The 18,858-nt window shown below is 64.2% G+C and carries 18 protein-coding genes; 5 read left to right on the top strand and 13 right to left on the bottom strand.

Annotated elements, in window-relative coordinates:
* Positions 1-49: 49 nt before the first annotated feature.
* From IEY62_RS04275 to IEY62_RS04295, 5 genes are read right to left on the bottom strand one after another with little or no spacing between them, the layout of a single operon-like run.
* Positions 50-1,501 (bottom strand): aldehyde dehydrogenase (NADP(+)), encoded by a 1,452-nt coding sequence (locus tag IEY62_RS04275; protein WP_189014203.1) that lies wholly within the window; start codon positions 1,499-1,501, stop codon positions 50-52.
* Positions 1,482-2,636 carry a mandelate racemase/muconate lactonizing enzyme family protein gene (locus tag IEY62_RS04280; protein ID WP_189014205.1) on the bottom strand — a complete coding sequence of 385 codons (1,155 nt, stop codon included), beginning with the start codon at positions 2,634-2,636 and terminating at the stop codon, positions 1,482-1,484. The genes IEY62_RS04275 and IEY62_RS04280 overlap by 20 nt, the downstream gene beginning before the upstream one ends.
* Complete coding sequence (locus tag IEY62_RS04285) at positions 2,636-3,541, bottom strand: 5-dehydro-4-deoxyglucarate dehydratase (protein WP_189014206.1); 906 nt, start codon at positions 3,539-3,541, stop codon at positions 2,636-2,638. The genes IEY62_RS04280 and IEY62_RS04285 overlap by 1 nt, the downstream gene beginning before the upstream one ends.
* Positions 3,538-4,533, bottom strand: coding sequence for an NAD-dependent epimerase/dehydratase family protein (locus IEY62_RS04290; RefSeq protein ID WP_189014208.1), 996 nt, complete (start codon positions 4,531-4,533; stop codon positions 3,538-3,540). Before IEY62_RS04290 ends, IEY62_RS04285 begins: the two co-directional genes overlap by 4 nt.
* A 30-nt stretch (positions 4,534-4,563) precedes the next feature.
* A complete protein-coding gene (locus IEY62_RS04295; RefSeq protein WP_189014210.1) occupies positions 4,564-5,976 on the bottom strand; it encodes a Gfo/Idh/MocA family protein in 1,413 nt (470 codons plus the stop codon).
* Positions 5,977-6,156: 180 nt separating this feature from the next.
* Here IEY62_RS04295 and IEY62_RS04300 point away from each other — a divergent pair, with 180 nt between their 5' ends.
* Positions 6,157-7,185: a LacI family DNA-binding transcriptional regulator gene (locus IEY62_RS04300; protein ID WP_189014212.1), complete on the top strand. Its 1,029-nt coding sequence runs from the start codon at positions 6,157-6,159 to the stop codon at positions 7,183-7,185.
* A 68-nt stretch (positions 7,186-7,253) separates the two neighbouring features.
* Here IEY62_RS04300 and IEY62_RS04305 read toward each other — a convergent pair whose 3' ends face one another.
* The gene (locus IEY62_RS04305; RefSeq protein ID WP_189014214.1) at positions 7,254-7,952 is read right to left on the bottom strand and encodes a FadR/GntR family transcriptional regulator; all 699 of its coding nucleotides are present in this window, start codon (positions 7,950-7,952) and stop codon (positions 7,254-7,256) included.
* Positions 7,953-8,030: 78 nt separating this feature from the next.
* On the opposite strand from IEY62_RS04305, the gene IEY62_RS04310 reads away from it, so the two are divergent.
* Complete coding sequence (locus IEY62_RS04310; protein ID WP_308424479.1) at positions 8,031-9,362, top strand: alpha-hydroxy acid oxidase; 1,332 nt, start codon at positions 8,031-8,033, stop codon at positions 9,360-9,362.
* 79 nt (positions 9,363-9,441) lie between these two features.
* Here IEY62_RS04310 and gdhA read toward each other — a convergent pair whose 3' ends face one another.
* The 3 genes from gdhA to IEY62_RS04325 all read right to left on the bottom strand — a co-directional run bounded on the left by gdhA (position 9,442) and on the right by IEY62_RS04325 (position 12,896).
* Positions 9,442-10,779: an NADP-specific glutamate dehydrogenase gene (gene gdhA / locus IEY62_RS04315; protein WP_189014216.1), complete on the bottom strand. Its 1,338-nt coding sequence runs from the start codon at positions 10,777-10,779 to the stop codon at positions 9,442-9,444.
* 208 nt (positions 10,780-10,987) lie between these two features.
* Positions 10,988-11,557 carry an ArsR/SmtB family transcription factor gene (locus tag IEY62_RS04320; RefSeq protein ID WP_189014217.1) on the bottom strand — a complete coding sequence of 190 codons (570 nt, stop codon included), beginning with the start codon at positions 11,555-11,557 and terminating at the stop codon, positions 10,988-10,990.
* 112 nt (positions 11,558-11,669) lie between these two features.
* Entirely contained in the window at positions 11,670-12,896 is a 1,227-nt protein-coding gene (locus tag IEY62_RS04325) for an acetoin utilization protein AcuC (protein ID WP_189014218.1), read from the bottom strand.
* A 102-nt stretch (positions 12,897-12,998) separates the two neighbouring features.
* Here IEY62_RS04325 and IEY62_RS04330 point away from each other — a divergent pair, with 102 nt between their 5' ends.
* Both IEY62_RS04330 and IEY62_RS04335 read left to right on the top strand, forming a co-directional pair.
* The gene (locus tag IEY62_RS04330; protein WP_189014219.1) at positions 12,999-14,432 is read left to right on the top strand and encodes a TrkH family potassium uptake protein; all 1,434 of its coding nucleotides are present in this window, start codon (positions 12,999-13,001) and stop codon (positions 14,430-14,432) included.
* A 40-nt stretch (positions 14,433-14,472) separates the two neighbouring features.
* On the top strand, positions 14,473-15,111 hold the full coding sequence (locus IEY62_RS04335) for a potassium channel family protein (protein WP_011775951.1): 639 nt from the start codon (positions 14,473-14,475) through the stop codon (positions 15,109-15,111).
* A gap of 35 nt (positions 15,112-15,146) precedes the next feature.
* Here IEY62_RS04335 and proC read toward each other — a convergent pair whose 3' ends face one another.
* Positions 15,147-15,977 (bottom strand): pyrroline-5-carboxylate reductase, encoded by an 831-nt coding sequence (gene proC / locus IEY62_RS04340; protein WP_189014220.1) that lies wholly within the window; start codon positions 15,975-15,977, stop codon positions 15,147-15,149.
* 210 nt (positions 15,978-16,187) lie between these two features.
* Here proC and IEY62_RS04345 point away from each other — a divergent pair, with 210 nt between their 5' ends.
* Positions 16,188-16,358, top strand: coding sequence for a hypothetical protein (locus IEY62_RS04345; protein ID WP_189014221.1), 171 nt, complete (start codon positions 16,188-16,190; stop codon positions 16,356-16,358).
* On the opposite strand, the gene IEY62_RS04350 is transcribed toward IEY62_RS04345, so the two are convergent.
* The 3 genes from IEY62_RS04350 to IEY62_RS04360 all read right to left on the bottom strand — a co-directional run bounded on the left by IEY62_RS04350 (position 16,355) and on the right by IEY62_RS04360 (position 18,824).
* Positions 16,355-17,185 (bottom strand): sugar phosphate isomerase/epimerase family protein, encoded by an 831-nt coding sequence (locus tag IEY62_RS04350; protein WP_189014223.1) that lies wholly within the window; start codon positions 17,183-17,185, stop codon positions 16,355-16,357. The genes IEY62_RS04345 and IEY62_RS04350 overlap by 4 nt on opposite strands.
* A gap of 1 nt (position 17,186) precedes the next feature.
* Positions 17,187-18,308: a Ppx/GppA phosphatase family protein gene (locus tag IEY62_RS04355; RefSeq protein ID WP_189014225.1), complete on the bottom strand. Its 1,122-nt coding sequence runs from the start codon at positions 18,306-18,308 to the stop codon at positions 17,187-17,189.
* An 81-nt stretch (positions 18,309-18,389) separates the two neighbouring features.
* Positions 18,390-18,824, bottom strand: coding sequence for an SseB family protein (locus IEY62_RS04360; RefSeq protein WP_189014227.1), 435 nt, complete (start codon positions 18,822-18,824; stop codon positions 18,390-18,392).
* Positions 18,825-18,858: the final 34 nt, after the last annotated feature.

Here is an 18,858-nt window from a genome sequence, read left to right on the forward strand (position 1 = left end):
GCGCTGAGAACGGCCTGATCTGCTACTTGGTTGGGTGCGGTTGGGTGCGTTAGCCGAGCGTCAGGACACCGTCCACGCGGCGCGGGATACCCAGCGGGTTGGAGTCGTGCAGGGCCGGGTGCAGCACGCTCTCAGGCGCGTCCTGGTAGGCAACAGGGCGCTGGAAACGGCGGACTGCCGTGGCCCCCACGGACGTGAACAGGGAAGTGGTGGCCGGGTAGGGGCCACCGTGCTGTTGGGCCCAATTCACGGCAACCCCGGTGGGCCAGCCATCGAACAAGACCCTGCCTGCCAAAGTGCTGAGCTGCTCCACCAACGCAGAAACGTCCTCGCCGGGCTGCGCGTGCACCGTGCCCGTGAGGCTCCCGGGAACTTTCGCGAGCGCGGCGGACAGTTCGTCCTGCGAGGTGTACTCGATCAGCAGCGTGGTGGGGCCGAAGCATTCCTCCAGCAGCTCCTCCGGGCGTTCCAGCACATTGGCGGCGCTGGTGGAGAACACCACGGGCGCGGCGCCGTCCGCCAGGCTGTCCTGCTCCACCGTGCCGCTGACGACGGCGACCCCCGGCTGGTCAGCGACGTTGCGCAACCCATCCGGATAGGCCTCGGCGATGCGCTCGGTCAGCATGGCGGCTGCTGGCTTGTCCTTGCTGGCCTCGGCAAGGTGCGAAGCGAAATCCGACCCTGCCGGGATGAAGACCAGACCGGGCTTGGTGCAGAACTGGCCGGCGCCCTGGGTAAAGGAACCCGCCAGGCCTGCCGCGAGCTGCTGTCCGCGTTCCGCGAGCGCTTCCGCCGTGATGACCACCGGGTTCAAGCTGCCGAGCTCGCCGTAGAACGGGATGGGCTCAGGGCGGGACGTCGCGAGATCGAACAGGGCCCTGCCGCCGGGGATGGATCCGGTGAAGCCAACTGCCTTGATGGCTGGGTCCTGGACCAGTGCCGTGCCGGCTTCGCGTCCGCTGACCAGCGCGAAGATTCCGTCCGGGGCTCCGGCCTGGGCCAGGGCTTCGCTGACGATCTCCGCAGTCCGCTGGGACAAGCGAAGGTGGCCCGAGTGTGCTTTGACGATCACCGGGCAGCCGACAGCCAGCGCGGACGCTGTATCGCCGCCCGCCACGGAGAACGCGAACGGGAAGTTCGACGCCGAGAACACCGCCACGGGGCCGATCGGCCGCAGGATGCGGCGCAGGTCGGGCTTGGGCGGAGTGGAGGACGGGTCGGCGTGGTCTATGACGGCTTCGAGGTACGAGCCTTCGGTGATGACGTTGGCGAACAGGCGCAGCTGCCCGCTGGTCCTGGCCACCTCGCCCGTGAGCCGGACGGTCCCCAGGCTCGTTTCAGAGTCGGCGATAGCTACCAGCTCAGTGACATTGGCGTCCAAAGCGTCGGCGACGGCGGTCAACCAGGCCGCGCGTTCGGCGTCGGAAGCTGCTGCGGTCACCTTCGCCGCTGCCGTGGCTGCGGCTGTGACGGCTGTCAGGTCAAGAGTTGCTGTACTCAATGCGGTTTCCTTTGCTTTCGAGGGCTGAAGTGTCAGGGGCCGGCGTCAGCGGCGATGCCCCGGCGAACTCGAATCCGAGGCCGGGAAGACCCGCTGAACTGAGCCTGATGGTGCCTGTGGCGTTGCTGATCCGCACCGGGGAAGATCCGGCCAGTATCCCGAGTTGGCCGAACGAGGCATCTTCCACGTCCTCAACGCTGACCGGCTCAGCCAAAGTGAGCGCCAACTGTCCGGAGAGTTCCGGAAGCAAGTGCGGTGCCACCCGGATGCTGTGGGTGCGGGCCAACTCCACAATCCTGCGGAATGGGGTAATGCCGCCCACCCGGACGATGTTGGGCTGGATGATGTCCACGGCTTCCGCTTCGATGAAGTCGCGGAAGCGGTAGATGGTGTGCACGTTCTCCCCCAGGGCAATGGGTACCGGCGAGTGCTTGCGAAGGCGGCGGTAGGCCCAGAGGTCGTCGGCGCGGATGGGCTCCTCCAGCCACTCCAGTCCGTACTCCCCCAAAATATCCAAGGCACGGAAGGTGTGGGCGAGGTCCCAGCGCTGGTTGGCGTCGATCATGAGCAGCCGGTCGGGACCGATCACCTGGCGCACAGCAGCAACGCGTTCGGCGTCCTCGCGGAGCTCGGGCTTACCCACCTTGATCTTCACAGCGTTGTGTCCTGCGGCAACCCAGCGTTCGGCTTGCTCCACGAGCTGTTCGAGGGTGTAGTGCAGGTTTACCCCGGAGCCGTACACCTCCACGGATTCCTGGCGCTGGCCCAGGAGCCCCGTGACGGACGTTCCAGCCTGACGTGCTTTCAGGTCCCACAGGGCCAGGTCAACGCCGGCCATCGCGATGGTTGTCAGCCCTCCCCCGCCCGCTTCATGCAGCCGTTTCCACAGCTGGTCCCAGACGGTCTCAGGGTTCGTGTCCATGCCGGCCACGAAGGGCGCGATGTCGTGATCCAACAGGGCTTTCACTGCCTGGGGACCGATGGTGGGTGTCCACGAGAAGCCGTGGCCCGTGCCGCCGTCGTCCGTGGTCAGCTCGGTGACAATCACGTGGTTCTCGGGCGCCTCCGCACCCCAGCTGCGCAGCAGCGGAACCGTGATGAGCCGGGTGGTGAGGCCCGTTATGCGGGCGGCCATCAGCTGCCGGCCAGCTCGTGGCCCTTGGCCAGGATGGCCTTGAGTTCCAGGAGCTGCTCCTCGCTGGGGTCAACCAACGGCGGACGGACCGGGCCAACGGGCAATCCCGCGAGCCGCAGGCCGGCCTTGATGAGGGAGACGCCAAAACCGGGGGTCTGGTCGCGAAGGCGGACCAGCGGCCCATAGAAACCTTCAAGCAGCGCGTGACGGCGCTCTTCGTCACCGGAGATGTAGGCGTCATAGTAAGCCTTGGCGATTTCAGGAGCCATGGCGAACGCTGCCGAAGAGTACAGCGGGATCCCCAGGCCGCGGTAGGCGCCCTGGGTCAGTTCCGCCGTGAGTAGTCCGTTGAAGAGCGCGAAGTCCTTGCGCCCGCTCGCATTGATGGCCGACACGATTTCCTGGGCCAGCCCTACGTCCCCGATTCCGTCCTTGAAGCCAACAACCTTCGGATTGGCGGTGAGGCGGGTGATGGCTTCTGCCGTGAACTTCGCCGTACCGCGGTGGTAGACGATCACGGGCAGGCTGCTGGCCGCAGCGATGGCCTCAACGTAGGCCACCACGCCGTCGGTGGGACCGGTCACCAGGTAGGGCGGGAGGACCAGGAGGGCGTCCGCACCGGCTTCCTCAGCAACTTTGGCAGCGGCAATGGCGTGGCCCAGTGGACCGCCGGCACCTGAGACCACCGGAACGGCCCCGGCAACGGCCTCGACGGCGGCAGTCACCACGGTGCGGATCTCATCGATGGACAGGGCATGGAACTCACCGGTGCCGCACGCCGGGAAGACGCCGCCCGGTCCGAACGGCAGCCGCGAGGTGATGTGCTCCTTCAGCAGGGCTATGTCCACGGAGCCGTCTTCAGCGAAAGGTGTGACGGGGAAGAACAGTACGCCGTCGAAATTCATGGTGTCTCCTTGGTTGCTCCCGCCGGAACCAAGCCGGCGGGGATCTCGTCATTGAGTGGTGCTCGGTTTGCGGCAGTGTCGGGACCCGCATAGGGCGGGGTGAGTTCGGTGCGCCACGTGCGTTTTGGTTCCCAGCCCAGGAGCCCTCGGGCCTTGTCGACGGAAAACGCCGGGCTTGTTCCGGTCAAGTGTTCGGTCAAAGGGCCGCTGCCGGGCAGGAACCGCGGGAACAGCCCGGCCAGCGGCGCCGTGGCCAGGGCATCGTTCGCACCCACGAAGAACACCTCGCCGTTGGGAATCGTGTCCATCTTGTCCAGGAGGACATCCAGGAAGTCAGCCACGTCCCGGGCATCGACGTAGTTGAACAGGGCCGGAGCGGACAGCGCGGGATCATCCAGGCGTTCACGGACCGTGTGGCCTTGCTGCGTGAGCGCTCCTTCCCACTCCTCCGGCGAGATCACGAAGCACGGCCGGAATGCCGCGTACCGGATCTTGTCTCCCTGCGCCGCTGCGAACATCTGTACCGTTTGCTCGGCGATCAGCTTGGAAAGGGCATAGGCATTCCACGGTTTGGGCGGCGTCCGCTCGTCCAGCGGGAACGACGGCGGAAGCCACCCGGCCGGGGAACCATAGCCCAGGGCCGTCGGGCTGCTTGCCGTCACGATCTTGGGGACACCTGCGTCCGTGGCCGCGCTGACCACCGCGTAGGCGAGCCGCGTGTTGGTGCTGAAAATGACGTCCTCAGGTGCGCTGAAAGGCACGGCAATAGCGGCGAGGTGGATGACGGCGTCGGGCGCTGTTTCGCGGATGAGCCGCTCCGCTTCCCCCCGTGCCAGAAGGTCTGCGGTGTACTGCTCGGCTCCGGCCGGCAGCTGTTCGGCCGGGATGGCGTCCCTGTCAACGGAAATCACCGTGTGGCCGGCTCCGGCCAGGCCGGAGACAACGCTGCGGCCGAGCCTGCCGGAACCACCGGTGACGAAAATCCTGCTCATGATCTGTTCCTTGCGTGGGTAGTGAACCGGTCAGGCCTGGCTGCGGCTGAGATCAGCCCCGAGACCAAGTTCGCTGATACGGACAGGGAGGTCTGTGTCCAGGGACTGGTTGCCGGCAATGCCCACCGACACTGAACGGAGTCCGTCGATGTAACCGGACGGGCGGCCCAAGGGATCGACGCCGGGACCATTGAAGAGATCCGAGAGCAGCAGGTTGTCGCCGCCACCATGGCCACCTTCGCCGTTGATGATCGGCACCTCGTAGGCAGCTTCCCAGTGGCGCTGGACCACCAGGCGTTCGCCGTTGCGGCGGACAGCATCGTCCTCTTCGATGGGGGTAGCGCTCGGGTCCACCACGGTCTTCTTGTCGGTGCTGGATTCGACGGCGGCGCGTTCCACCACCTCGAGTTCCGCCCGGCCCTCGCTGCCGTTGACGGTGACGCGGTAGCCTTCCCACGGGCTGTGGGCGTTCAGGGAGTAGCTGAGTGTGGGACCGCCTTGGTAGTCCACCACCAGTGCGAGGTTGTCTTCGATGGTGATGCCCTCGGTGAAGACGTCCTGGTCGCGGAGGTAGCCGTCAAACTTTTCGTTGTCGTAGTAGAGGGCCTTCAGGCGTTCGTTCTCGCGCATGTCCAGCCGGAACGGGTCGTGCTCGAGGCCGTCAACCGTGCCGCGCTCCGGACGGGCACCCAAGCCACGCTCGGCGGCATTCTTGTCACCGTAGAACCGCAGACCGCCGGAGGCGAACACACGCTCGGGAACGTCGTTGATCCACCAGTTGACGAGGTCGAAGTGGTGCGAGGCCTTGTGGATCAACAGGCCACCGGAGTTCTTCTTTTCACGGTGCCAGCGGCGGAAGTAGTCAGCACCGTGCACGGTGTCCAGCACCCAGCTGAAGTCGATGGACGTCACCTTGCCGATCACGCCGTTCTGGATAACTTCCTTGAGGGCGCTGTTGCGGGGCGAGTAGCGGTAGTTGAACGTGACAACCACGTTGCGGCCGGTCTTGGCGACCGCCTCGGTGATGCGGCGGCAGCCCTCGACGTCGATGGTCAGCGGCTTTTCAACCACGACGTCGGCGCCGGCCTCAAGTGCCTCCACGATGTAGTCCGCGTGGGTGTAGTCGGGGGTGGTGACGATGACGCGCTCAATGCCGTTGGACTGGATGAAACCGGTCAATTCGCCTGGCTCGAATGACGCCACCGGCACTGTTCCACCGAGTTCCTTGATGAGCTCCCGATAGAAGTCCACCCGGCCCTGGTTGACGTCAGACAAGGCAATGAGTTCGGCGACATCCGCGTGCTGTCCGTAGATGGCCCGGATGTACATTTCCGAGCGGCCGCCTGTTCCGATCAGGGCGATCCTGGTCCGTGGGCGGCTTTCTGTCCGGCTCGCCGTTTCTGCTGCTGGGGTCCGGGTCTCGGCTGAGTCGACGTTGACCATGTGAATGCCCCTTTCAAAAGGCAGGAGTGAACCGTTTGACGGCCCGGGTTCGTGTGGAAGAATAAGTGAGAAAGCGTTTTCTCGGAGGGATATAAGCTTTCTATCAAGACTCTGGTGGTCACGTCAACCACTGCTCCAACGACGGAGCACACGGGAGACAGGCAAAAGGGAAGGGGCTACATGGCACGCAGGAACACCAACAGGCGCGTTGGGATTGCCGACGTCGCGGAGAAGGCAGGCGTTTCGCACGCCACGGTTTCACGCGTCATGAACGGTAACGCCGCGGTTGATCCCGGCATCGCCGCGCGGGTCCGGGCAGCTGCGGCCGAGCTCAAGTATCAACCCAACCCCGTGGGCCGAAGCCTGGCACTCGGGAAAACCGACACCATCGGCATAGTGGTCCCGGACCTGGCAAACCCGACCTTCCAGGCGATTCTGCGCGGGCTCAGCATCGCAGCAGCCCAGGATGGGTACCGCGTCCTCATTGCCGACTCTTCGGAAGTCACCAGCGAAGAAGCGATCCTGGCCGGGGAAGCCCGCCGCCGCTGTGACGGCGTCGTCCTGTGCGCGCCCCGCATGGGCGACGCCGAACTTGAGGAGCTGGCACCGACCCTGCACCCGCTGGTGCTCATCAACCGCACCACCATTGCCACCAACACTCCGAGCCTGAGCGTGGACTATGGCCAGGGCATCCAGGAACTGGCGCAGCACCTGGTATCCCTGGGTCACCGCCGCCTCGTGTTCCTGTCAGGACCCGAGCACAGCGCCTCAAACCGGCAGCGCCTGGTGGGTTTGGACCAGTTCCGGAAGGAACACCCTGAGATCGAACTACAGATGCTCCATGGCGGATCCAACTTCGACTCGGGTCACGAATCCACGGACGCCATCATCGCCAGCGGCGCCACAGGGATCCTGGCCTTCAACGACCTCGTTGCCATGGGCCTGCTCAGCGGTCTGCACGAGCGCGGAATCCGCGTCCCCGAGGACATTTCAGTCACTGGCTTCGATGACATTCCGTTCGCCAAATACACCACACCCCCGCTCACCACTGCGGCCGTGCCCATCAATGAGCTCGGAAGCCTGGCCTGGCGCAGGATGCGGGAACAGATCCAGCAGGCCGGCGATGCCCCCGTCCAGGCGCAGGACGAATTCCCGCCGAGGGTCGAGATCCGAAAGAGCACCGCAGCCCCGGCCCTTAAGCACGCCTAGGTGCAACGCGGGGTCACTTAAGTCCCATGTAGAGGGTTTTCATGGGCCCCAAGTGACCCCGCGTTGCCTTAATCACGCGCGGGGTTCGAACCCACTCCGGCTTCCTTGTAGAAGCCCTGGATATGGGCCGCCACCAGCGCGGCCGCCGTGCCGCCGTCGTTGTTGTTCACCGCGGCGAGGATGGCCCGGTGTTCCGCCCGGAGCCTGACGCACGTCGCGCTCCAGTCGGGCAGGTTCTCCGTCAATTCACCCGCATAGTTTTCGATCGCACCCCGCAGCGACGCCATCATCGCACTGACGACGGCGTTTCCCGCCGCCTCGGCGAGGGCAACATGGAAACGGGCGTCCAGCGCCAGGAAGGCATCGATATCCTGCTCCGAATCCATCCGGTCCAGCAGATCCGCGGCCTCCCCAAGCGCCGGAACACCCGCTGTGGCGCGCTCTGCCGCCCAGGATTCCAGGAGGACCCGCGTCTCCACGATGTCGGCCACGGGAAGATGCCGTGTGGCGACATGGAGCCGAAGGGTGGACCCCAACGCCGAGCCCGGCTCGGCGATGACCACGGTTCCGGCATCCTTTCCCGAACCAACGCCGGCGCGGACCACACCCATCGCTTCAAGAATCCTGACCGCTTCCCGAACAGAGGTCCGGGATACCTGCAGCTGCTCCGCCATGGTCCTCTCACCGGGCAGGCGCCCTCCGAGCGTGAGGTCGCCGTCGGAGAGCTGCTTCTCGATCCATTGCAGGACAAGTTCGTGGGTACGCATAACGGAATACTAGTTGATGTGGTCCAACCACATGGATTACAGTGTGGTTAGACCACACCGAATTCAAGGGAGAACCGCATGACCGACACCCTCGATCCCAAAATCACGGCCGCGCCCGCCAATGCCGGCAGCGACGAAAACGTGAGCCGCCCGCCCCAGCCGCGTCCCGCCGTCGTGCAGCCCCCGGCACTGAAGCGCCGCGTCCCCAAAGTCTCGGACCTTGCGCCGTTGATGCAGTTCAAGAAACCCGAATTCAGCAAGACCGCGCGCCTCAAGCGCGCCAGCACCATCTGGGAGTTGCGGGACATCGCCAAGCGCCGCACCCCGAAGGCGCCGTTTGATTACACCGATGGTGCAGCCGAAGAAGAAATCACGCTGCGGCGGGCCCGCCAGGCATTCCAGGACATCGAGTTCCGCCCGGGCATCCTTCGGGACGTGTCGAGGATCGATCTCCGCACGGAAATCCTCGGCAAGGAATCCCGGCTTCCGTTCGGCATTGCACCCACTGGCTTCACCCGCATGATGCAGTCCGAAGGCGAGTACGCCGGTTCCCAGGCCGCTGAAGCTGCCGGCATTCCCTACACCCTGTCCACCATGGGCACCGCATCCATCGAGGACGTCGCCACGGCTGCCCCGAACGGCCGCAACTGGTTCCAGCTGTACTTGTGGACCGACCGCGACCGCTCGCTCGAACTGATCGAACGCGCCGCAAAAGCCGGAAACGACACCCTCATGGTCACCGTGGACACAGCGGTGGCAGGGGCACGTCTCCGCGATGTCCGCAACGGCATGACCATCCCGCCGGCACTGACGGTGAAGACGGTCCTGGACGCGTCCTACCGACCGGCCTGGTGGTTCAACTTCCTCACACACGAACCCCTGACGTTCGCATCGCTCTCGCGCTACACCGGGACTGTGGCGGATCTGATCAACTCCATGTTCGACCCCACCCTCACCTACGAAGACCTGGACTGGCTGCGCGAAACCTGGAAGGGCAAGCTGGTGGTCAAGGGTATCCAGACCGTTGAGGACGCCCGGCGCGTTGTTGACCACGGTGCGGACGGCATCATCCTGTCCAACCACGGCGGCCGCCAGCTGGACCGCGCGCCCATTCCCTTCCACCTGCTCCCGGAAGTCACCTCGGCGCTGAAGGCAGACAACAGCAAGGCCGAGGTCATTTTGGATACGGGCATCATGAGCGGTGCCGACATCGTGGCCGCCTTGGCCCTGGGTGCCGACTTCGCACTGATCGGCCGCGCCTACCTTTACGGCCTGATGGCCGGTGGCCGCGAGGGCGTGGACCGCACCATCCAGATCCTGGAAAAGGATATGACCCGCACCATGGCACTCCTGGGCGTCAGCAAGGTCTCCGACCTCAACCCGGACCACGTGCGCCTCCTGCAGCGCTGAGGCCACCCAAGTAAGTAGCAGCAGAGGCCGTTTTGAAAGCTCAGAACGGCCTCTGCTGCTACTCAGTTGGGTTTGGGCGCTAGATCAGGCCCTGGGCAAGCATCGCGTCGGCCACCTTGACGAAACCACCAATGTTGGCGCCCACCACGTAATTTCCGGGCGCACCGTATTCCTCGGCCGTCTCAGCGCAGCGGTCGTGGATGCCCACCATGATTTCGGTGAGGCGCTGCTCGGTATGCTCGAAAGACCAGGAATCGCGGCTGGCATTCTGCTGCATTTCCAGGGCGGAGGTCGCGACACCACCGGCATTGGCGGCCTTGCCCGGCCCGAACAGGATCCCGGCCTCCTGGAAGACCGACACAGCCGAGCGCGTGGAAGGCATGTTGGCACCCTCAGCTACCGCGATCAATCCATTGCTGACCAGCTTGGCGGCGGCCTCGCCGTCGAGTTCGTTCTGCGTGGCGCACGGCAGCGCGACAGTACCGTTCACATCCCATACGGAACCGCCGGCGACGTGACTGGCACCCGGACGGCGCGCGGCGTAGTCCGTGAGGCGTCCGCGCTCCACTTCCTTAATCTGACTCAAGAGCCCGACGTCGATCCCCGCCTCGTCCACGACGTAACCGGCGGAGTCGGAACAGGCAACCACGGTGGCGCCGAGGGATTGGGCCTTGGCAATCGCGTGAATGGCGACGTTGCCCGAACCGGACACCACAACACGCTGGCCGTCAAAGGACTGGCCCTTGGTCTTAAGCATCTCCCCGGCGAAGATCACAGTGCCGTACCCGGTCGCTTCGGGTCGCACCAGGGAACCGCCCCACGAAATGCCCTTGCCCGTGAGGACGCCGGATTCGTAGCGGTTGGTGATGCGCTTGTACTGGCCAAAGAGGAAGCCGATTTCACGGCCACCCACGCCAATGTCACCGGCGGGCACATCAGTGTACTCGCCGATGTGCCGGTACAACTCGGTCATGAACGATTGGCAGAACCGCATGATTTCGGCGTCTGAGCGCCCACGGGGATCGAAGTCAGAACCGCCCTTGCCGCCGCCGATTGGCATCCCGGTGAGCGCATTCTTGAAAATCTGCTCAAAGCCAAGGAACTTGACGATGCCCAGATACACCGAGGGGTGGAAGCGGAGTCCGCCCTTGTAGGGGCCGAGCGCTGAGTTGAACTCCACCCGGAAGCCGCGGTTCACGTGGACGCGTCCGGCGTCGTCGGTCCACGGGACGCGGAAGATGATCTGGCGTTCGGGTTCGCAGAGGCGCTCCAGGACGGCGCCCTCAAGGAACTCGGGATGACGGTCGTGCACCGGGCCAAGGCTTTCGAAGACCTCGCTGACGGCCTGGTGGAACTCCTTCTCCCCCGGGTTCCTCGCCAGAACGGTGTCGCGGACGGCTTCGAGCCTTGAATCCATGCGTCTTCCTAACCTCGGTGCGCCGGCCAGCGGCGGGACGAATCAGTCCCGCCCATGGTTGCACCCGAGGACATAGGATCTCCATCCGGAGCCAATATGACCCGCCGCATGGAGTTAACACAACTGTAGAAAATCAGCGATAAATCAAGGAAATGGAAGGTTAAAGCAAACTCACAATGTGACGAGGATCACGTTAGATCGGGGGTTCTTAGCGTTTGCGCCCAAACTTGGGAAGATTGGGCAGATTCGGAAGATTGGCCAACAGATCGGCAGCCTTCGTGGCCGCCCGGCCCACGGTCCGGCCGATCTGCTGGGGAACAGTATCGTCGGACGCCGGATCGAGCGCGACAGGGGTGCCGCTTGCATGGACCTTTGCGGCTTGGTTGATTGCTTCGGGAAGTGTCGGCGCCCCTGTTGGGGTGGCTGCCGGCTCAGCGGAAGGCACGACGGGCGCGGCTGGTGCGACGGCGGCGGGAGCCGGCGCAGCGGAAGGCGCGACGGCGGCGGGAGCCGAGGGGCCGACGTCGAACGTCTCCAGCCAGGTGGCGACGCCGGCGAGCGGCTTTGGATTGAGCGCATAGAAGCGCTTCTGGCCCTGGGCGCGCATGCTGACGAGATCGGCCTCGCGGAGCACCTTCAGATGCTTGGAGATAGTGGGCTGGCTTGCAGCCAGTTCTTCCACCAGTTCGCCTACAGCCTTATCCCCAGAGCGGAGGGAGACCAGGATGTCGCGCCTGGTTGCCTCAGCTATGACGGCAAATACGTCGTCAGTCACCATGCCTTACACCCTAGCGACATATACGCCGATTGGCATCCCTGTTCCGGGTTGAAGCTTCGCCAGTCGAAGCGCGCGCCAGGAACCGCGTCTCAGTCGAACCAGGAACCACGTCTCAGTCGAACCAGGGATCCAATCCGTACAGCGGGAAAATTTCCTTGCGCGTGGCTATGACGGTCCGGTCAACCTCGTCAGCGGGATCGTAGCCAACCTCCCAGGAACGCCACCACACGTCCACTCCGTCACCCATCGATTCCGGGGCCGCCACTCCGTACGTTTCCTTCACATAAGTCCGCCAGGCTTCCGGCACCGGAGTGCTGAGGGGCACGGGGCGCTGGGTCACCATCCCGATCAGGTGGCTCCACGCACGGGGCACCACGCCGGTGACGTCGTAGCCGCCTCCCCCGGTGGCGATCCAGCGATTGTCGCAGTACCGGGCCGCAAGGCTGGCGACGGCGGAAGCGGCCTCCCGCTGTCCGTCGACGCTCAGGTTGAGGTGCGTCAGCGGATCGTTCCGATGGGAGTCGCAGCCGTGCTGGCTGACGATCACCTCGGGTTGGAAGGCACCCACGAGCTGCGGGACCACAGCATGGAAGGCCCGCAGCCACGCCGCGTCTCCGGTAAACGTGGGAAGCGCAACGTTGACTGCTGTTCCGGTCGCGTCCGGCCCGCCGGTTTCATTGGCAAAGCCCGTTCCGGGGAACAGCGTGAGTCCTGTTTCGTGAAGGCTGATGGTCATGACCCGGGGGTCGTTCCAGAAAATACTCTGCGTGCCGTCCCCGTGATGGGCGTCGACGTCGATGCTCACCACCCGCTGCACGCCGCCGTCGAGAAGCCGCTGGATGGCCATGGCGACGTCGTTGTAGACACAGAATCCACTGGCCCGCTCCCGTGCGGCGTGGTGCATCCCGCCGCTGAAGTTCACGGCCCGCACGGCGCGGCCGGAAAGGATGGTCTCGGCTGCCAGCAGCGACCCCCCGGCCAGTCGGGCGCTGGCCTCATGCATTCCCGCGAAGGCGGGGTCGTCCTCGGTGCCCAGGCCGCGGTCTTCCTCAGGATTGCCCGGGTCCGCGCTGACCCGCCGCACGGCCGCCACATACCCGGAGCTGTGGACTGAAAGAAGTTCGACGTCGGTCGCCAGGCCGGGCGCCTCCACCGCAACGTGCCGGTGTCCGAAGAGACCCAACGATTCGGCCAGGCGGGCTGTCAGTTCCAGCCGCTGCGGAGCCATGGGATGGCCCGGACCAAAGTTGTAGGCAGTCATGGCTGGATCCCACACCACCGTCGTTGGCAGTGCGGACCGCGTAATGCTGGAAGCAGCTGTTCCGAGCCTGGAGTTCATCCAGAACAGGCTACCTGAGCCTGGAACGCCTCAACGCCCGGTTACGCGCGCGAATAGTGGTTTACTACTCAGGAAAGCTTGTTTCAACCAAGGAAGAACGCCATGTCCCACAGCCAGTCGCGGTCAACGAGCCCGAGCAACTGGCAACCCGTCCAGCAGGAGCGCGAAGGTCTGTGGATCTTCACGCGGGTGCGTGACTTCATCGACAACATTGCCAACACCTCACCGGCGCGTTTGGCACTGACGGTGTTCGCCGTCGTCATCCTGTTCTTCACTGGATTGCTGTCCCTTCCCGCGGCCTCGGCGGAAGGAGTAGTGACGCCGCTGCACCAGGCCCTGTTCACGGCCGTATCGAGTGTCTGCGTCACTGGTTTGACCGTGGTGTCCACAGCCACCCATTGGACGTTCTTCGGCCAGCTCGTCATCCTGGTGGGCATCTTCGTTGGAGGCTTGGGCACCCTTACGCTGGCCTCGCTCCTGGCCCTCATGGTCAGCAAGCGGCTGGGCGTGCGCGGCAAACTCATCGCGCAGGAAGCCATGAACAACGCGGGCCGTCTCGGCGAAGTCGGTACCCTGCTCCGGATCGTGATCGTGACCTCGGTAGTGATCGAAGGGGCGCTCGCCCTGGCCCTGATTCCGCGCTTCATCGTACTCGGTGAAGACTTCTGGCAAGCCGTTTGGCACGGGGTCTTCTACTCGATCTCTTCGTTCAACAACGCCGGTTTCACGCCCCACTCCGACGGCATCGTTCCCTACGAAACAGACCTCTGGATCCTGGTGCCCCTGATGCTCGGGGTATTCCTGGGCAGCCTTGGCTTTCCCGTAGTGATGGTGCTGCAGCAGAACGGCCTCAACTGGAAGAAGTGGAACCTCCACACCAAGCTCACCATCCAGGTTTCCTTCATTCTGCTCGCCGCCGGCACGGTGCTCTGGGCCATGATGGAGTGGGACAACGTGCGGACCATCGCCAACATGGGCCTCGGCGACAAAATTACGCATTCGCTCTTTGCTTCGGTGATGACGCGCTCGGGCGGCTTCAACCTGGTGGACCAGAACCACATGGAGTCCACCACGATGCTCCTGACCGATGCCCTCATGTTTGCCGGCGGCGGCTCCGCATCCACGGCAGGCGGCATCAAAGTGACCACCATTGCCGTGATGTTCCTCGCCATCATGGCCGAAGCCCGCGGTGACGCCGATGTGAAGGTCTACGGCCGCACCATTCCCCAGGGGACCATGCGCGTGGCCATCTCCGTGATCGTCGCTGGCGCCACGTTGGTATCCGTGGCAGCATTCTTGTTGCTCTCCATCAGCGGAGCGTCGCTGGACAGGGTGCTTTTTGAATCCATCTCCGCCTTCGCCACCGTGGGACTCAGCACCAACCTCAGTGCCGAGCTGCCGCCGTCGGGAGTTTATGTCCTGACAGCGCTGATGTTCGCCGGACGCGTCGGCACCGTAACCCTTGCAGCCGGCCTGGCCCTGCGCCAGCGCAGCCAGCTGTTCCACTACCCGGAAGAGAGGCCAATCATTGGCTAACACCACGGGGGCTGCCAACCGCCCCGCACACAATGCCCCAGTGCTGGTCATTGGCCTGGGCCGGTTCGGCTCCGCCACAGCCGAGCAACTGGTGAAGCAAGGCCGCGAAGTCCTGGCCATCGAGCGCGACCGCACGCTGGTCCAAAAGTGGGCTCCTGTGCTGACCCACGTTGTGGAGGCCGACGCCACCAACATCGACGCCCTCCGCCAGCTCGGTGCCCAGGAGTTCAGCTCCGCCGTAGTGGGTGTGGGAACCTCCATTGAATCCTCTGTGCTCATCACCGTGAACCTGGTGGACCTTGGCATCCAGCACCTTTGGGTCAAGGCCATCACTCCCTCGCACGGCAAGATCCTCACCCGCATCGGCGCCAACCACGTGATCTACCCTGAAGCCGACGCCGGCGTGCGCGCTGCCCACCTGGTATCGGGCAGGATGCTGGACTTCATCGAGTTCGACGACGACTACGCAATCGTCAAGATGTACCCGCCCAAGGAAACCGTCGGCTTCACCCTGGAAGAATCCAAGGTCCGTTCCAAGTACGGCGTGACGATTGTCGGTGTGAAAACCCCGGGCGAGGACTTCACCTACGCCCGGCCGGAAACCAAAGTGTCCGGCCACGACATGTTGATCGTGTCCGGACACGTGGACCTGCTGGAACGCTTCGCCGCGAGGCCGTAGCGCGCCTTGGAGATTTAGCCGGGTTGCTGGGAGATTTAGCCGAGTTGCTTGGTGATCTCCGCTGCCCGGGCCGCTGCGGCCCTGGCGCCGTCGGCGATAATCTTGGGGATCCCGCCGTCGTCAAATGCCATGATGGCGCGTTCAGTGGTGCCGTTGGGACTCGTCACGGCAACGCGAAGGGCCCGGGGGTCCGCTCCGGGTTCGGCCAGCATGAAACCTGCACCGGCCACCGTTTCGCGGGCCAGCATCACCGACAGTTCTTCGTCCAAACCAAGCTCAACGCCCGCAGCTGCCATGGCTTCGGCGAGGTAGAACGCGTAGGCCGGGCCTGAACCGCTGATGGCAGACAACGCGTCCACCTGCTCTTCCGGGATCTCCACCACTTTGCCGGCACCGGCCAGCGCCTTCTTGACCTGTTCAAGCTGCTCCGGGGTGCAGTGCGTGCCCGGCGAAACAGAGACGACGCCGCGGCCAAGCCGGGCGGGCGTGTTCGGCATGGTGCGGATCACCGGCTGGCCTTCCGGCAGTGCCGCTTCCAGCTGCGCGATGGAAACCGCCGCTGCGACGCTCACCACGACGGTGTCCTTCGACAAGGCAGGACTGATCTCCCGGGCCAGGTCCAGGATTCCTACAGGCTTGACGCCCAGGATGACCATGCCGGAGCCTTTGGTGGCCAGCTTGTTATTGTCTGGTTCTTCCTCGCCGGCAATCGCCATGACGCCGTAGCGTTGGGCCAGTTCATCGGCGCGTTCCGGCCGGCGAACCGTTGCGACGATGTCGGAAGGGTCTGTGCCCGCAGCGAGCAGACCCCCCATGATTGCCTCGTTCATGGATCCACAGCCAAGGAAAGCGATTCGGTTGCTCATGGCTCCATCATTGCAGCAGACCTCGGACGGGGTCGAATGGATTCCGGATTCACAGCTTGTTCCCAAGGTTATTGCAGGCAGCACCCATCCTTGGTCCGTAACTTAGTAGTTACCTCATTGAGGGTGCGAGTGATGAGGCGGGCATGGGGATGTCCGCCAGCAGCACCGGTGGCCGGGCGGGTTTTCCCCCATTTCCCGATTCGGCCGCCGGTGCTTTCGCATTTAACCGGTGCCTTCGCGTTTAACCGGTGCCTTCGCGTTTTCGACGCCGCAGCCATGCTCCAGGCGTTGCAGACGCGCAATGGCCCGGCAGCATCCAAACGCCGCCAGGCCATTGCTGATTCCGCAGAAGCGGTGGGAACCCCGCAGGGCCGGTTCTAGCCGCGCTCCGCGGTCGCCGGAACCGTGAGGTGTTGCCGTGCGAAACGAAGGGTTTCGGCGAGCATTTCCTCCCGCTCCCCCGCCACCTTCGCCTTGCGGGTGGAAATTTCCGCCACCACGACGCCGTCAAAACCGGTCGCTGCCAGGTGCTGCAGGGCATCGGCGCATTGCTGGGTTCCGGTGCCGGGAACCAAATGTTCGTCCTTGCCAGAACCCGAGCCGTCGGTCAGGTGAACGTGCCGGAGTTTGCTCCCCAGGGCCTTGATGGCTTCCAAACTGTTGGCCCCGGCAGTGGCGGCATGCGAGAAGTCCCACGTGACGTCGTCGTAGTCCTGTCCCAGCGGATCCCAGTGCGGCAGGTAGGCCACCGCCTCCCGGCCGCGAACGCGCCACGGGTACATGTTCTCCACGGCGATGCGGACCTGGTAGGTCGTCGCTATTTCTCGAACACCTTCAACGAAGTTCTCCGCATAGTTGGACTGCCAACGGAAAGGCGGATGAACCACCACGGTGTCGCAGCCCACTTCAGCGGCCATCTGGCAGGATTTTTCGATCTTGTTCCACGCCGTGCCCCACACCTGCTGGGTCAACAGCAGGGTTGGTGCATGGATGGAGACGATCTCCTGCTTGTAACGGTGGCTGAGCTGGATCAGGGCAGCGGGGTCCTGGCTCACGGCGTTGTTGGTGACCATCACCTCGACGCCCTCATAGCCCAGGTCCTGGGCTACGGCGAAAGCGTCATGGACGCTCAGGGGGTAGACGGAGGCGCTGGACAGCGCCACTGGGATTTGGCGGTCATTCACTGCAGGTTCGACGTCGTTGCTCATCTCAGGAGGCCAGCCCGCCTGCCGCGGGGGCTGGAATGGGGGAAGGGGCAGGGGTATTAACCGGGACCGGAAACTCTTTGACTTCCGGGTGGGAATCTTCAGTGTCGGCTGTTTGGCCGTCTTCCTTGGCCGCTTTCTTCTTTGACTTGTTCTTCTTCCTTTTACCCACATGTGGCGCAGGATCAAGGGCTTCCTCAAAGACCAACTGGTCCAGGCGACGCAGGATCAGCCCTTCCCGCAGGGCCCAGGGACAGATCTCCATCTTGGGGAACTCAAAGAGCTCCAGGGCGGCCTCGGCAACCAACGCACCGGCCAGCAGCTGCCGCGCGCGGGCATCCGAAACTCCCGGCAGATACAGCCGGTCTTCCACCGTCATGGCGGAAATCCGCTGTGCCCACAATCCAAGGTCCGCCGCATGGAGCTCGCGCTTCACATAGGGTCCGGCGGCGCTCGGTGCTGCCCCGGCAATTCGGGCCAGTGAGCGGAAGGTCTTGGACGTTCCGGCGACAAGATTCGCACGGCCAAGTTTGTGGAAGTTGCGGACAACGGGCTTCAGCGTGGATCGGATGTAGCGCCGCAGTTCCTTGACGCTTTTGGCGCTGGGCGGATCGTCGTGGAGCCAGTCCCTCGTCAAGCGGCTGGCACCAAGGGGGACCGATGTGGCGAACTCCGGGAGCTCGTCAGTGCCGTAGGCCATTTCAAAGGAGCCGCCTCCGATGTCCAGGTCCAGGATCGGTCCGGCACCCCAGCCGTACCAACGGCGGACGGCGAAGAACGTCATGGAGGCTTCTTCGCTGCCTGTCAGTTCCTGGAGGGTCACTGTTGTTTCGTGCTTGACCCTTGCCAGGACCTCCGCGCCGTTGGTTGCTTCGCGGATTGCCGAAGTACAGAACGCCAGCAGGTCCTCAGCCTTATGGCTGGCAGCGAACTCCCAGGCCTCGAGCACGAACTCAATCAGCTCATGCTGGCCGGCGTCGTTGATATTCCCGTCACCGTCAAGGTACTGGACCAGCGATAGCGGACGCTTATGGGAGGCGAAAGCCACCGGGCGCGCGCCTGGGTGGGCGTCCACCAGGAGAAGGTGGACGGTATTGGACCCGATGTCGAGAACGCCAAGACGCATTCTGCCATTATTCACCGATTCGAAGCCCGGTAAGCAACTTGGCGGTGACGTTTCGCTGACGGAATGTAACAGGCTCTGCCGTTACTCCGCCTGATCTGCTGCCTCATCCGCACGCCTGAAGTCGCGCCGGATATTCGCAATGCCCTCTGGATCGATTTCGAAGCCGAATTCGCTTCCGGGGTTGATGACCATGCCGAGCTCATCACCGATATTTCCAAGGATGGCCGAACCCATGGTGCCCAGGACGTGCGGCGCGGCTTCGAGGAAGCGGTTGTCAACACGGCTGGGGTGGCTGAAGACAGCCAGCACGGGTTGCCCATCGGCGTTCGAGAGCACCAAAGGCTCAACCGAGGAATCAGGTCCGTCCACGGCTTCGGAGCTGACCAGGTAGACCTCGTTGTTCAGGAAGGCGAGGATGACGTCCACGGGGTTCGCGTCCGGCTGGTCGGCCGAGGCAAGCTTCGCCTCGAGGTCGTTCAAGGGTCCGTTGTCCGGGGAATCCGTCTGTTCAGTCATGGTTCTACTCGACCACGATGACGGCCGGGACGCA

This window comes from Paenarthrobacter histidinolovorans, assembly GCF_014647595.1.
In the GTDB taxonomy this organism is placed as follows: Bacteria; Actinomycetota; Actinomycetes; order Actinomycetales; family Micrococcaceae; genus Arthrobacter; species Arthrobacter histidinolovorans.

Excerpts from the sequence above, each read along its gene's own strand:
- IEY62_RS04285 (WP_189014206.1), bottom strand. The coding sequence starts at position 3,541 with ATGAATTTCGACGGCGTACTGTTCTTCCCCGTCACACCTTTCGCTGAA.
- IEY62_RS04350 (WP_189014223.1), bottom strand. The coding sequence starts at position 17,185 with ATGAGCAACGACGTCGAACCTGCAGTGAATGACCGCCAAATCCCAGTG.
- IEY62_RS04325 (WP_189014218.1), bottom strand. The coding sequence starts at position 12,896 with ATGAACTCCAGGCTCGGAACAGCTGCTTCCAGCATTACGCGGTCCGCA.
- IEY62_RS04330 (WP_189014219.1), top strand. The coding sequence starts at position 12,999 with ATGTCCCACAGCCAGTCGCGGTCAACGAGCCCGAGCAACTGGCAACCC.
- proC (WP_189014220.1), bottom strand. The coding sequence starts at position 15,977 with ATGAGCAACCGAATCGCTTTCCTTGGCTGTGGATCCATGAACGAGGCA.
- IEY62_RS04295 (WP_189014210.1), bottom strand. The coding sequence starts at position 5,976 with ATGGTCAACGTCGACTCAGCCGAGACCCGGACCCCAGCAGCAGAAACG.
- gdhA (WP_189014216.1), bottom strand. The coding sequence starts at position 10,779 with ATGGATTCAAGGCTCGAAGCCGTCCGCGACACCGTTCTGGCGAGGAAC.
- IEY62_RS04355 (WP_189014225.1), bottom strand. The coding sequence starts at position 18,308 with ATGCGTCTTGGCGTTCTCGACATCGGGTCCAATACCGTCCACCTTCTC.
- IEY62_RS04320 (WP_189014217.1), bottom strand. The coding sequence starts at position 11,557 with ATGGTGACTGACGACGTATTTGCCGTCATAGCTGAGGCAACCAGGCGC.
- IEY62_RS04300 (WP_189014212.1), top strand. The coding sequence starts at position 6,157 with ATGGCACGCAGGAACACCAACAGGCGCGTTGGGATTGCCGACGTCGCG.
- IEY62_RS04360 (WP_189014227.1), bottom strand. The coding sequence starts at position 18,824 with ATGACTGAACAGACGGATTCCCCGGACAACGGACCCTTGAACGACCTC.
- IEY62_RS04280 (WP_189014205.1), bottom strand. The coding sequence starts at position 2,636 with ATGGCCGCCCGCATAACGGGCCTCACCACCCGGCTCATCACGGTTCCG.
- IEY62_RS04310 (WP_308424479.1), top strand. The coding sequence starts at position 8,031 with ATGACCGACACCCTCGATCCCAAAATCACGGCCGCGCCCGCCAATGCC.
- IEY62_RS04305 (WP_189014214.1), bottom strand. The coding sequence starts at position 7,952 with ATGCGTACCCACGAACTTGTCCTGCAATGGATCGAGAAGCAGCTCTCC.
- IEY62_RS04290 (WP_189014208.1), bottom strand. The coding sequence starts at position 4,533 with ATGAGCAGGATTTTCGTCACCGGTGGTTCCGGCAGGCTCGGCCGCAGC.